A 12,824-nucleotide genomic window follows, 5' to 3' on the forward strand; every position below is an offset into this window, starting at 1 on the left:
TGAAAGTCACACAATAATATGGCGGCCTGCCGTATCGATATTTTTCGGGAACTCCATGATTGCACTGCTCGACAATACCGCCCTGCTTTACCTTGTTATTCCCCTGCTGGGGCTGCTGGTGGGCAGCTTTCTTAACGTGGTGATCCATCGGCTGCCGCTGATAATGCAGCGGGAATGGCAACGGGAGTGCGCGGCCCTGCAGGACCAGCCGGTGACCGATGAAGCTCCCTTTAACCTCTGCGTGCCCCGCTCCCGCTGCCCTCACTGCGAACATACCCTGGCGGCCAGCGACAATATTCCCCTGTTGAGTTGGCTGTGGCTGAAAGGCCGCTGTCGTTACTGCCAGGCGCCGGTGTCACGGCGCTACCCCTTGGTGGAGCTGGCCTCGGCGCTGCTCGCCGCCATCACCCTGTGGCGCTTCGGTGCCGGCCCGCAGTTACTGGCGGCGCTGGTCTTCAGCTGGATGCTGCTGTGCATGACCCTGATCGACCTCGATCACTTGCTGCTGCCGGATCAACTCACCCTGCCGCTGCTGTGGCTGGGTCTGCTGCTCAATATCAATGAGCTGTTCGTACCGCTGCAGTCTGCGGTGATCGGCGCCGCCGCCGGCTATGGCATTCTGTGGAGTCTGTACTGGCTGTTCCGGCTTGCCACCGGCAAGGAAGGCATGGGCTATGGCGACTTCAAACTGCTGGCCGCCATCGGCGCCTGGTTTGGCTGGCAAAGCCTGTTGCCGGTGCTGCTGCTGGCGTCCTTTACCGGCGCAGCCCTGGGGCTTGGCCTGATGGCCCTGCGGCGCCTGGGGGAAGACCGGGTGCTGCCCTTTGGTCCGGCCCTGGCCCTGGGCGGCTGGAGCTACCTGATGTGGGGCACGGACGTGGTTAAACTGTACTGGAGACTGGCACTGTGAGTTATGTGGTAGGACTGACCGGCGGCATTGGCAGTGGCAAAAGCACCGTGGCTGAGCTGTTCGCCAAACAGGGCGTCGACATTGTCGACGCCGACATCATCGCCCGTGAGGTGGTGGCTCCAGGAGAGCCGGCGCTGGCAGCCATTGAGCAACATTTTGGATCCGAGGTAATCACCGCAAGCGGTGAGCTGGACCGGCGCGCCCTGCGCGCCCGGGTGTTTGATAACGCACAGGAAAAAGACTGGCTTAACGCCCTGCTGCATCCGGTTATTCGTGGTCGCATGGTGACCGCCTGTGCCGCCGGCACCTCCTCCTACTGCCTGCTGGTGGTGCCGTTACTGGTGGAAAACAACCTCACCGGCCTGTGCAACCGCGTGCTGGTAGTGGACGTCAGCCCCGAGACCCAGCTTGCGCGCACCGTTAAACGGGACAATGCCGATGAAGCACAAATTCGCGCCATCATGGCCGCCCAGGCCAGCCGCGAGCAGCGCCTGGCCGCCGCCGACGACGTCCTGAACAACAACAGCCCCGACCAGGCGGGGTTGCACGCGGAGGTGGCACGGCTGCACCGGGAGTATTTGGCCCTGGCAAAAGACGAAAACGGTGAGACGTGGAAGGAAAAACGTGAGGTGTGAGGCGTGAGGGGATAACTGCCAGACGGCGTCTATCCCCCCTTTTTTACCTCAGGCGGTGCGGGTAAAAATCAGATCCCAGACGCCGTGGCCCAGGCGGTGGCCGCGCTGTTCGAACTTGGTCAGCGGGCGGTAATCGGGGCGCGGCATATAGTCGCCCGGGCTACCGGAATGAGCGGCGGCATTGGCATAACCGGGAGCGGCATTCATCACTTCCAGCATGTGCTCGGCGTAGTTTTCCCAGTCGGTGGCCATGTGGAATTCGCCGCCGATTTTCAGCTTGCTGCGCACCATTTCCACAAATTCAGGTCGTACGATGCGGCGCTTGTGGTGACGCTTTTTGTGCCAGGGATCCGGGAAAAACAGCTGTACCCGGTCCAGGCTTTGCTCGGGCAGCATTTGCTCAAACACTTCCACCGCATCGTGACACATCACCCGCAGGTTGGTCAGGCCGGCTTCCGCCGCGCCCATCAGACAGGCACCCACGCCCGGGGTGTGCACCTCAATACCGATAAAGTCCTGCTCCGGGGCGGCGGCGGCCATTTCCACCAGCGAGCCGCCCATGCCAAAGCCGATTTCCAGCACGCGGGGGGCGGCGCGGCCAAATACCGCGTCCAGGCTCAGCAGCTCACCGGAAAAGTCGATGCCCATCACCGGCCACTGCTCCGCCATGGCCTTTTCCTGGCCCTTGGTCAGGCGGCCTTCCCGGCGCACAAAGCTGCGAATTTTGCGCTTGCGCAGGTCTTCTTCGGTCTGGGCGGGCGGCTTCTGTTCAGTCATCTCGTTTCTCCGGCTGGCAATGAAGTGCGAATTATCCAAAGTTAAGCCAAAGGTGCAAGCCGAAAACGCCGGCAGAAAAAATCCTCCATATTCACGCCATTTTCAAAAAGAACACGCCGTCATGCCCGCCAATACCAAAAAAAGTGTCATTCAGCCCCACCTAGACTGAAGGTCATCACCGGTCATTGAAGGAGTCTGCCCATGGCGCCCATGCATAACAACGGTAATAACAATGGCAAGGTGACCGACGCCCTGATGCCCTATCTGCAGGAACCGCGGCTGGTGCGTGAGCTGGCCTACCTCAACGGCCAGTGGGTGCACGGTCAGCGCGACTTGCCGGTATTCAATCCGGCCACCAATGATGTTATTGGCCATGTGCCCCGGCTCAACACCGAGCAGGCAGGGCTGGCCGTTACCGCCGCGCACACCGCCCTGGGTCCCTGGCGCAGCCTGCCGGCGGACGAGCGCGCTGCCCTGCTGCTGCGCTGGCACGATCTGATCCTTGAGCACAAACAGGATCTGGCCACCCTGATAGTACTGGAGCAGGGCAAGCCGCTGGCGGATGCGCTGGGCGAAATCGACTATGGCGCTTCCTTTGTACGCTGGTTTGCCGAAGAGGGCCGGCGCGCCGGCGGCGATACCCTGCCCAGCCATATTCCCGGCGCCGAGTTGCATACTCGGCGCGAGCCGGTGGGCGTGGCGGCCCTGATCACCCCCTGGAATTTTCCCCACGCCATGATCACCCGCAAGGCCGCGGCGGCCCTGGCCATTGGCTGCACAGTAGTGATCAAGCCCGCCAGCGAAACGCCGTTTTCCGCCCTGGCGCTGGCCGAGCTGGCGGAGCGGGCCGGCTTTGCACCTGGGGTGATTAACGTGATCACCGGCTCCGGTGCCGAGCTGGGTAACACCCTGTGCCGGGACGATCGCGTACGGGCACTGTCCTTTACCGGCTCCACCGCGGTGGGTAAGCAACTGCTGGCCGCCTGCGCCGATACGGTAAAGAAATGCGCCATGGAGCTGGGCGGAAATGCCCCCTTTATGGTGTTGCCCGACATGGATATTCAGATGGCGGCGCGGGCGGCGGTGGCTGCCAAATTCCAGACCGCCGGCCAGGACTGCCTGGCCGCCAACCGCATACTGGTGCCCCGCCCCCGCTACGAGGAGTTTCTCGACGCCTTTGCCGGCGAGATGGCTCGCCTTCGTGTCGGCAACGGCCTTGAAGCCGGTGTCACCATGGGGCCGCTTATCCACCGCCGGGCGGTGGACAACGCGCAAAGCCTGGTGGACGACGCCCTGGCCCACGGCGCCCGCCTGTTTGCCGGCAACCGGCAGCCCGGCCCCGGCGAAAACTTCTTTCTGCCGGTGCTGCTGGCCGACGTCACCCCCGCCATGCGGGTATACCGGGAAGAGAACTTCTGTCCGGTCGCGGCGGTGTTGGCCTATGAGGATCCCGCCGAATTGCTGGCGCTGGCCAACGACACCGAATACGGCCTGGCCGCTTACATCTTCGGACACGATCAGCGGCTGATCAGACCCCTGCTGGACAGGCTGGAGTTCGGCATGGTGGCGGTCAACTCGGTAAAAATGACCGGCCACTGCATTCCCTTTGGCGGCATCAAGCACTCGGGCCTGGGCCGGGAAGGCAGCCGTCATGGTTTTGATGATTTCAGCCAGCTCAAATACTGCTGCCTGGGCGGGCTTTGACGGTGCAGTTTATCAAGGAGGTTCACCATGACCCTGAACACGCAACAATGGCTTGAGGCCGACCGCAACACCGTGTTTCACGCCTCAACCCCCCTTGGACAATATGCCAGAGGCGAGATGGGCGGACGCATCATTGCCGGTGCCGAGGGCATTCGCATTTATGACTCTCAGGGCACCGAGCTGATTGACGCCTTTGCCGGCCTGTATTGCGTCAATATCGGTTATGGCCGCCCCGAGATGGCCGAGGCCATGTACGAACAGGCCAAAAAGCTGGCCTATTACCACACCTATGTGGGCCACAGTAACCAAGCGCTGATTGAATTGTCCCGGCGCATTCTCGACAAAGCGCCGGCAAACATGAGCAAGGTCTATTACGGCCTGTCGGGCAGTGACGCCAACGAAACCCAGATCAAGCTGGTGTGGTACTACAACAATGTGTTGGGCCGCCCCGAGAAGAAAAAGATCATCTCCCGGGAACGGGGCTACCACGGCTCCAGCGTGGCCGCCGGCTCCCTCACCGGGCTGCCGCTGTTTCATGCTCATTTCGATCTGCCGCTGGAACGTATTCATCACACGGTGGCACCCTATTATTATCGCCGGGGTGACGACAGCCTGAGCGAGCAGGCATTTTCCCGCTGGTGCGCCGAGCAGCTTGAAGCAAAAATTCTGGCCGAGGGCCCGGACACGGTGGCCGCCATGATCGCCGAGCCGGTGCTGGGCACCGGCGGCATCGTGCCGCCACCGCAAGGCTACTGGTCCGAAATACGCAAGGTGCTCGACAAATACGACATTTTGCTGATTGCCGACGAGGTGGTGTGCGGCTTTGGCCGGCTGGGCACCGAGTTTGGCTCGCTCCATTACGACATGCGGCCGGATCTGATGACGGTGGCCAAGGGCCTGACCTCGGCCTATCAGCCCCTGTCGGGCGTGATTGTCGGCGAAAATGTCTGGCAGACCCTGGAGCGGGGCACCGACGACTGGGGCGCCATCGGTCACGGCTATACCTACTCCGGCCACCCCATGGGCGCGGCGGCAGCGCTGTGCAACCTGGACATCATCGAGCGGGAAAACCTGGTGGCCAATGCCGAGCATACCGGTGCGCACCTGCAGCGGCGCATGAAAGAAACCTTTGGCGGCCACCCGCTGGTGGGGGAATGCCGGGGCATCGGCCTGCTGGCGGCACTGGAATTTTCCGCCGATCCGGCCAGCCGCACACCACTGGAGCCCGCCCTCAAGGTGGGTCCGCGCATTGCCGCCGCCTGCCTGCAGCAGGGGCTGATCGCCCGTGCCATGCCCCACGGCGACATTCTGGGCTTTGCCCCGCCCCTGGTGGTCACCCCGGACGACATTGACGACATCGTCGCCCGTACCCAAAAGGCGGTGAATACCGTTACCGACGAACTGGTGCGCAGCGGCGAGTGGCGCCCGGCCAGGGATTGAGATGTAAGACGTGTAGGTTGTGATGAGCGAAGCGAACCACAACACGAAGCCGTCGGTGGGTTGTTGGAATTCGCTGCGCTCATTGCCAACCTACGGTCTGGAATGAAAAAAGGGCCTGTCATCGACAGGCCCTTTTGCTGTGTGCACGATTTCCGCGATTAGCGCTGCGGACGCAGGGTCGGGAACAAGATCACGTCGCGAATGGTGTGGGAGTCGGTCAGCAGCATCACCAGACGGTCGATGCCAATACCCTGGCCGGCGGTGGGCGGCAGGCCGTGCTCCAGAGAGGTCACATAGTCCTCGTCGTAGAACATGGCTTCGTCGTCACCGGCGTCCTTCTGCTCCACCTGGTCGCGGAAACGCTGGGCCTGATCTTCGGCGTCATTCAGCTCGGAGAAGCCGTTGGCGATTTCGCGGCCACCGATAAAGAACTCGAAACGGTCGGTGATGCTCGGATCCTCGTCGTTACGACGGGCCAGCGGCGACACTTCGGCCGGGTACTCGGTGATAAAGGTCGGCTGGATCAGGCGGTGCTCGGCGGTCTCTTCAAAGATCTCGGTGATCACACGGCCCAGGCCCCAGGTCTTCTCGACCTTGATCTTGAGATCCTTGGCCACTTCACAGGCGCTCTCAAAGGTCGCCAGCTGGTCCTGGGTCACTTCCGGGTTGTACTTGAGGATGGCGTCCTTCATGCTCAGGCGCGCAAAGGGCTTGCCGAAGTCAAAGGTTTCTTCGCCGTACTGCACCTCGGCACTGCCCAGCACTTCGGTAGTGACGGTGCGCAGCATTTCCTCGGTGAAGTCCATCAGGTCACGGTAGTCGGCATAGGCCCAGTAGAATTCCATCATGGTGAATTCAGGGTTGTGCCGGGGCGACAGGCCTTCGTTACGGAAGTTGCGGTTGATCTCGAACACCTTCTCGAAACCGCCCACTACCAGCCGCTTCAGGTACAGCTCGGGGGCGATACGCAGGTACATGTCCAGATCCAGCGCATTGTGATGGGTAATGAACGGTCGGGCCGAGGCACCCCCCGGAATCACCTGCATCATGGGAGTTTCCACTTCCATAAAGCCGTGGCTATTCATAAAGCCGCGAATGGCGGCCATGACCCTGGAACGCACCACAAAGGTCTGGCGGGAGTCTTCGTTGGTGATCAGGTCCAGGTAGCGCTGGCGGTAGCGGGTTTCCTGGTCGGACAGGCCGTGGAATTTCTCCGGCAACGGGCGCAGGGCCTTGGTCAGCAGTTTGAAGCTGTCCATGTTGACGTAGAGGTCGCCCTTGCCGGATTTGTGCAGGGTGCCGGTCACGCCGATGATGTCACCAATGTCGAGGCCGTTATACTGATCCTTGATCAGCTTCTGGGCATCCTTGGTGGCATAGGCCTGAATACGGCCGGACATGTCCTGCAGGGCCAGGAAGGGGCCACGCTTGGCCATGATGCGGCCGGCCACGGAAGCCACCTTGCCGAGAGACTCGAGGGTGTCCTTGTCGTGCTCGCCAAACTCGGCCTGCAGATCGGCGGCCAGGTGTTCGCGGCGAAAATCGTTGGGGTGACCATTGGCCGGGCAGTCCTTGCGGATCTGCTCGAGCTTGGCCCGGCGCTCGGCAATGAGCTTGTTCTCGTCTAGTTGCTGCTCTGTCGTCATGATTAAGCCTTGTTTGAATCTTTTCTACGAAATAACCGAGTCCGCATTCCGCCACGTCGGTCGATACCACCCGCAGACTCGCCGTAAACCCTTCCATGGGGGCTCCACCGCGCCGTCCCTGGCGCGGAGGGTCTGCTCGGCGGCATTCGACCACCGTGGCTCGAAGCCGGTCTCCGTTACTTACAGCCCGGACTTGAGGCTGGCTTCAATAAACTTGTCCAGGCCGCCGTCCAGCACCGCCTGGGTATTGCGGGTTTCCACGCCGGTGCGCAGATCCTTGATACGGGCATCGTCCAGCACGTAGGAACGGATCTGGCTGCCCCAGCCGATGTCGGACTTGCTGTCTTCCAGCGCCTGCTTTTCGGCGTTCTGTTTTTGCAGCTCCAGCTCATAAAGCTTGGCCTTCAGCTGCTTCATGGCCTGGTCACGGTTCTTGTGCTGGGAGCGGTCGTTCTGACACTGCACCACAATGCCGGTGGGCTCGTGGGTAATACGCACCGCCGAGTCGGTCCGGTTAACGTGCTGACCACCGGCGCCGGAAGCGCGGTAGGTGTCGATGCGCAGGTCCGCCGGGTTGATCTCGATTTCGATATCGTCGTCGATTTCCGGGTAGACAAAGGCGGAGCAGAACGAGGTGTGGCGGCGGCCGCCAGAGTCGAACGGAGATTTCCGTACCAGGCGGTGTACGCCGGACTCGGTACGCAGCCAGCCAAAGGCGTATTCGCCGGTAAAGCGTACGGTAGCGGACTTGATGCCGGCCACTTCGCCTTCGGACAGTTCGATAATCTCGGTCTTGAAGCCGCGGGCTTCACCCCAGCGCAGGTACATACGCAACACCATGTTGCACCAGTCCTGGGCCTCGGTGCCGCCGGAGCCGGCCTGCAGATCCAGGTAGCAGTCGGACGCATCCTGTTCGCCGGAGAACATGCGGCGGAATTCCAGATCCTCGAGCTTTTTCTCAAGACCGTCCAGGTCGGACTTGGCTTCCTCGAAGGTATCTTCGTCTTCTTCTTCTACCGCCAGCTCAACCAGCTCGCCGATATCGGCGATGCCCTGGTCCATTTCTTCCAGGGTGTTCACCACGGTTTCCAGGGCGGATCTTTCCTTACCCAGTGCCTGGGCGCGCTCGGGCTGGTTCCATACATCCGGCTGTTCCAGCTCGGCGTTTACTTCTTCCAGACGCTCTTTTTTGGCGTCATAGTCAAAGGTACCCCCTAAGAAGCTGCGCCCGTTCAGACAGCTCCTTAAGTTTGTTGTACACAGGGTTTGTTTCAAACATGGACTGACAGACTCTCTGTTTACTGAGTGAGTGGTTTTGGCGCCTCGCCAAAATGAGGCGATCATTCTACCCAAAGCCGGCCCCGAACGCAGCAACAGGCGCGTATTTTCATGGAAGATCCCCCCCTGAATCCGACCCGAATGCGGCCGTTAATTTATGCCTTGCCTGCAGCCAACCCGGTTCTTTGTGCTAATACTCTAAGTGGCATCGCGGTTTTATGCCTTGAGTGAATAACGCTATTTTGCATCGCCATTCAAGAGGACGTGATTATGACAGGCAAAGGAAAAGCAGCCCTGCTGGTGGCCGCCAGCCTGATGGCCGGTACCCTTCAGGCCGCCACCCTGGACGAGGTAAAACAAAGAGGGGTACTTAAGTGCGGTGTTAACAGCGGCCTGCCGGGCTTCTCCAACCCCGACGACAAGGGCGTGTGGAAGGGGCTGGACGTGGATCTGTGCCGGGGCATTGCCGCCGCCGTCTTCAATGACGACGGCAAGGTGCAATATATTCCGCTCAACGCCAAGGAGCGCCTGACCGCGCTGCAGTCGGGCGAAATTGACGTGCTGTCACGCAATACTACCTGGACTTCCAGCCGGGATACCGAGCTCGGCGTCAATTTCGCCGGCATCAACTATTACGACGGCCAGGGATTTCTGATCAACAAGAGCCTGGGCGTCAGCAGTGCCAAGGAGCTGGATGGCGCCGCCATCTGCATTCAGTCGGGCACCACCACAGAGCTGAACGTGGCCGACTATTTCCGCCGCAACGGCATCGGCTACAGCGCCGTGGTGTTCGACACCTCGGAGCAAACCGTGCAGGGGCTGGAAGCGGGCCGCTGCGACGTGCTGACGTCGGACCTGTCCCAGCTGTATGCCCTGCGCATCAAGCTGTCCAAACCCGACGAGGCCGTGGCCCTGCCCGAGGTCATTTCCAAGGAGCCCCTGGGCCCCTCGGTGCGTCAGGGGGATGATCAGTGGTTCAACATTGTGAAATGGACCCATTTCGCCATGGTCAACGCCGAAGAGCTGGGGCTGACCAAAGACAATGTGGACGGCATGAAGAGCAGTGAAAACCCGGACGTACGCCGCCTGCTCGGCCTGGAAGCCGATTTCGGCAAGGGCATGGGGCTGGACAAGGACTGGGCTTATCGCATCATCAAACTGGTAGGTAACTACGGCGAAATCTTTGACGCCAACGTCGGCCAGGACTCCCCCCTGAAGATCGAACGGGGTCTCAACGCCCTGTGGACCGAGGGCGGCCTGCAATACGCCCCACCGGTACGCTGATGCCAGTCCGGGCTGCCTGCGGGCAGCCCGATGGCCTGTGGTGAAGCTGTTTGAGCCATATTCAAGGATGAAGCCATGTCGTCACCGGTTAAGCCTTCTGCCCCTCCAGTAAAGTTCTGGCGCGATCCGGCCAAACGGGCGCTGCTGTTTCAGTTGGTACTGCTATGCGCCGTGGCCGCCTTTATCGCCTTTATTGTCAACAACACCCTCAATAACCTCAGTACCCGCGGCATTACCACCGGCTTTGGTTTTCTTGACGATCCCGCCGGGTTTGCCATCGCCCAGTCCCTTATTCCTTATGCCGAGACCGACACCTATGGCCGCACTTTTGTGGTGGGCCTGCTCAATACCTTGCTGGTGTCCTTTCTCGGTATTATCGGCGCTACCCTGCTGGGTTTTGTCATCGGCGTGGCCCGGCTTTCACCCAACTGGCTGATCGCCCGGCTGGCGTCGGCCTACGTGGAGCTGTTTCGCAATATTCCACTGCTGCTACAGATGTTTTTCTGGTATTTCGCGGTGCTGCGCACCCTGCCCGGCCCCCGCGACAGCCTCAGCCTGAATGACAGCGTGTTTCTCAATGTGCGCGGCCTGTATCTGCCCGAGCCCATACCGGGCAGTGGCTTTATTTGGATCTGGCCGGCTCTGCTGCTGGCGCTGGTACTGGCATTCTGGCTGGTGCGCTTCAATCATCGTCGCCAGGACGCCACCGGCCAGCGCCTGCCGGTCTGGTCGATAAGCCTGGGGCTGGTTATTCTGCTGCCCGGCCTCACCTTTCTGGCGCTGGGAGCACCGCTGGAGTGGAACTACCCCGAGCTGCGCGGCTTCAACTTTCGCGGCGGCATGACCATCATTCCCGAATTTTTGGCGTTGTGGCTGTCGCTGACCGTGTATACCGCCGCCTTTATCGCCGAAATCGTGCGCTCCGGTATTCAGGCCATCTCCCACGGCCAGACCGAGGCGGCCCACGCCCTGGGCATCAAGGACAGCCTGACCCTGAGGCTGGTGATCATTCCCCAGGCGCTGCGGGTAATCATACCGCCGCTCACCAGCCAGTATCTCAACCTGACCAAAAACTCGTCGCTGGCCACCGCCATTGGCTATCCGGATCTGGTTTCGGTGTTTGCCGGCACCACCCTCAACCAGACCGGCCAGGCCATCGAGGTGATTGCCATTACCATGCTGGTATACCTCAGCATCAGCCTGGCGGTGTCCTTCTTCATGAACTGGTTCAACAGCCGTATGGCGCTGGTGGAGAGATAGCATGTACAAAGACACCCTGACGCCGGAACGTCCGGCGCCCGTTTCCCGCAAGGGGTTAACCGGCTGGCTCAGGACCAACCTGTTCTCCGGCCCCCTGAACTCGGCGGTCACCCTGCTGGGCCTGTACGGTCTCTATCTGATCCTGGTGCCCATTATCGACTGGGCCCTGCTCAGTGCCGACTGGACCGGTGTCAGCCGGGACGCCTGTACCAGCGGCGGCGCCTGCTGGGTCTTTATCACCAACCGGTTGCAACAGTTCACCTACGGCTTTTACCCAAGCGATGAACTGTGGCGCATCAACCTGACCTTTGTGCTCTTTGTGGCCCAGCTGCTGTGGCTGGCCCTGCCCCGGCTGCCGGGCAAAATGTGGCTGGGCCCCTTTATGGTGCTGGTATTTCCGCTCATTGCCTGGGTGTTGCTCTACGGCGGCTGGTTTGGCCTGACCGAAGTGCCCACTCACAACTGGGGCGGCCTGACCCTGACCCTGATACTGGCGGTGGTGGGCATTACCGCCGCCCTGCCCATCGGCACCCTGCTGGCCCTGGGCCGGCGCTCGCACATGCCGATAGTACGCAGCCTGTCGGTGGTGTTTATCGAGTTCTGGCGCGGCGTGCCCCTGATCACGGTACTGTTTATGTCGTCGGTGATGCTGCCGCTGTTCGTGCCCGAGGAGCTGACCCTCGACAAGCTGGTGCGGGCCATGATCGGCATCATCTTCTTTCAGTCTGCCTACATGGCCGAAGTGGTGCGTGGTGGCCTGCAGGCCATTCCTCGGGGCCAGTATGAGGCGGCCGCGGCACTGGGCCTGAACTACTGGAAAATGATGGTGCTGATCGTGCTGCCCCAGGCGCTGAAGCTGATGATTCCGGGCATCGTCAACACCTTTATTGCCCTGTTCAAGGATACCAGCCTGGTGCTGATCATCGGCCTGTTCGATCTGCTGGCCATCGTCCAGGCGGGGCTGGCCGATCCCAACTGGCTGGGGTATGCCACCGAAGGCTATGTGTTTGCCGGCCTGGTGTTCTGGGTGTTCTGCTATGGCATGTCGAAATACAGCCAATACCTGGAACGCAAGCTGCACACCGGTCACAAGAAACGTTAGTGGAGTAAGTACATGGAAGCACAACAACAGGAAGCCATGGTGACCCTGCGCGGCGTGAACAAGTGGTATGGCGACTTTCACGTGCTGCGCGACATCGATCTGACTGTGGCCAGGGGCGAGCGCATCGTCATCTGCGGGCCTTCGGGCTCGGGAAAGTCCACCCTGATCCGCTGTATCAACCGGCTCGAAGAGCACCAGCAGGGAGACATTCTGGTGCGCGATACGCCCCTCACCAATGACCTCAAGAACATCGAGACCATTCGCCGGGAAGTGGGCATGGTGTTTCAACACTTCAACCTGTTTCCCCACCTGACGGTGCTGGAAAATTGCACCCTGGCGCTGATCTGGGTACGCAAGACCCCAAAGAGGCAGGCCGAGGACATCGCCATGAAGCTGCTGACTCGGGTCAAGATAGAAAACCAGGCCAAAAAATACCCGGGGCAACTGTCGGGCGGTCAGCAACAGCGGGTAGCCATTGCTCGCAGCCTGTGCATGAACCCGGAGATCATGCTGTTTGACGAACCCACCTCGGCACTGGATCCGGAAATGATCAAGGAAGTGCTGGACGTCATGATAGAGCTGGCGGAAGAAGGCATGACCATGATGTGCGTCACCCACGAGATGGGCTTTGCCCGCACCGTGGCCGATCGGGTCATTTTTATGGATGCCGGCCAGATCATCGAGGAAAACGATCCCGAAACCTTTTTCCATCATCCCCAGTCGGAACGCACCAAGCTGTTCCTGAGCCAGATCCTGGGCAACTGATGCAACGGATTGCTCCGTGCCGG

Annotated in this window: 11 protein-coding genes; 8 read left to right on the plus strand and 3 right to left on the minus strand. The window is 60.9% G+C overall.

The window, feature by feature from the left end:
• The first annotated feature begins 55 nt into the window (after positions 1-55).
• The gene (locus B6S08_RS08965; protein ID WP_094200367.1) at positions 56-910 is read left to right on the plus strand and encodes a prepilin peptidase; all 855 of its coding nucleotides are present in this window, start codon (positions 56-58) and stop codon (positions 908-910) included.
• Complete coding sequence (gene coaE, locus B6S08_RS08970) at positions 907-1,545, plus strand: dephospho-CoA kinase (protein ID WP_094200368.1); 639 nt, start codon at positions 907-909, stop codon at positions 1,543-1,545. The genes B6S08_RS08965 and coaE overlap by 4 nt, the downstream gene beginning before the upstream one ends.
• Before the next feature lie 48 nt (positions 1,546-1,593).
• Here the strand turns inward: coaE and trmB are convergent, their stop codons facing one another.
• A complete protein-coding gene (trmB, locus tag B6S08_RS08975) occupies positions 1,594-2,322 on the minus strand; it encodes a tRNA (guanosine(46)-N7)-methyltransferase TrmB (protein WP_094200369.1) in 729 nt (242 codons plus the stop codon).
• A 201-nt stretch (positions 2,323-2,523) separates the two neighbouring features.
• On the opposite strand from trmB, the gene B6S08_RS08980 reads away from it, so the two are divergent.
• Together B6S08_RS08980 and B6S08_RS08985 are read left to right on the plus strand one after the other, a co-directional pair.
• The gene (locus B6S08_RS08980) at positions 2,524-4,026 is read left to right on the plus strand and encodes an NAD-dependent succinate-semialdehyde dehydrogenase (protein ID WP_094200370.1); all 1,503 of its coding nucleotides are present in this window, start codon (positions 2,524-2,526) and stop codon (positions 4,024-4,026) included.
• A 27-nt stretch (positions 4,027-4,053) separates the two neighbouring features.
• The gene (locus B6S08_RS08985) at positions 4,054-5,466 is read left to right on the plus strand and encodes an aminotransferase (RefSeq protein WP_094200371.1); all 1,413 of its coding nucleotides are present in this window, start codon (positions 4,054-4,056) and stop codon (positions 5,464-5,466) included.
• 158 nt (positions 5,467-5,624) lie between these two features.
• Here the strand turns inward: B6S08_RS08985 and lysS are convergent, their stop codons facing one another.
• Positions 5,625-7,112: a lysine--tRNA ligase gene (gene lysS / locus B6S08_RS08990; protein ID WP_094200372.1), complete on the minus strand. Its 1,488-nt coding sequence runs from the start codon at positions 7,110-7,112 to the stop codon at positions 5,625-5,627.
• Between the two features lie 180 nt (positions 7,113-7,292).
• Positions 7,293-8,391, minus strand: a protein-coding gene (gene prfB, locus B6S08_RS08995; RefSeq protein WP_141202184.1) for a peptide chain release factor 2 whose coding sequence is annotated in 2 segments (ribosomal slippage) — positions 7,293-8,315 and positions 8,317-8,391 — 1,098 coding nt in all. Because the reading frame shifts where the segments join, the coding sequence is not laid out codon by codon here.
• A gap of 269 nt (positions 8,392-8,660) precedes the next feature.
• Between prfB and B6S08_RS09000 the strand changes: the two genes are divergently transcribed.
• The 4 genes from B6S08_RS09000 (at position 8,661) to B6S08_RS09015 (ending at position 12,801) form a co-directional block, all read left to right on the plus strand.
• Positions 8,661-9,674, plus strand: a complete 1,014-nt coding sequence (locus B6S08_RS09000; protein ID WP_094200373.1) for an amino acid ABC transporter substrate-binding protein — start codon at positions 8,661-8,663, stop codon at positions 9,672-9,674.
• A gap of 75 nt (positions 9,675-9,749) precedes the next feature.
• Complete coding sequence (locus B6S08_RS09005) at positions 9,750-10,934, plus strand: amino acid ABC transporter permease (protein WP_094200374.1); 1,185 nt, start codon at positions 9,750-9,752, stop codon at positions 10,932-10,934.
• 1 nt (position 10,935) lies between these two features.
• Complete coding sequence (locus B6S08_RS09010; protein WP_094200375.1) at positions 10,936-12,036, plus strand: amino acid ABC transporter permease; 1,101 nt, start codon at positions 10,936-10,938, stop codon at positions 12,034-12,036.
• Positions 12,037-12,048: 12 nt separating this feature from the next.
• Entirely contained in the window at positions 12,049-12,801 is a 753-nt protein-coding gene (locus B6S08_RS09015) for an amino acid ABC transporter ATP-binding protein (protein WP_425435350.1), read from the plus strand.
• The last annotated feature ends 23 nt before the right edge of the window (positions 12,802-12,824 follow it).

The organism is Oceanimonas doudoroffii, assembly GCF_002242685.1.
GTDB classification, from domain to species: Bacteria; Pseudomonadota; Gammaproteobacteria; order Enterobacterales; family Aeromonadaceae; genus Oceanimonas; species Oceanimonas doudoroffii.

Coding starts and splice junctions, on each gene's coding strand:
- B6S08_RS08965 (WP_094200367.1), top strand. CDS start 56: ATGATTGCACTGCTCGACAATACCGCCCTGCTTTACCTTGTTATTCCC.
- B6S08_RS08985 (WP_094200371.1), top strand. CDS start 4,054: ATGACCCTGAACACGCAACAATGGCTTGAGGCCGACCGCAACACCGTG.
- lysS (WP_094200372.1), bottom strand. CDS start 7,112: ATGACGACAGAGCAGCAACTAGACGAGAACAAGCTCATTGCCGAGCGC.
- trmB (WP_094200369.1), bottom strand. CDS start 2,322: ATGACTGAACAGAAGCCGCCCGCCCAGACCGAAGAAGACCTGCGCAAG.
- B6S08_RS08980 (WP_094200370.1), top strand. CDS start 2,524: ATGGCGCCCATGCATAACAACGGTAATAACAATGGCAAGGTGACCGAC.
- B6S08_RS09005 (WP_094200374.1), top strand. CDS start 9,750: ATGTCGTCACCGGTTAAGCCTTCTGCCCCTCCAGTAAAGTTCTGGCGC.
- B6S08_RS09000 (WP_094200373.1), top strand. CDS start 8,661: ATGACAGGCAAAGGAAAAGCAGCCCTGCTGGTGGCCGCCAGCCTGATG.
- B6S08_RS09015 (WP_425435350.1), top strand. CDS start 12,049: ATGGAAGCACAACAACAGGAAGCCATGGTGACCCTGCGCGGCGTGAAC.
- B6S08_RS09010 (WP_094200375.1), top strand. CDS start 10,936: ATGTACAAAGACACCCTGACGCCGGAACGTCCGGCGCCCGTTTCCCGC.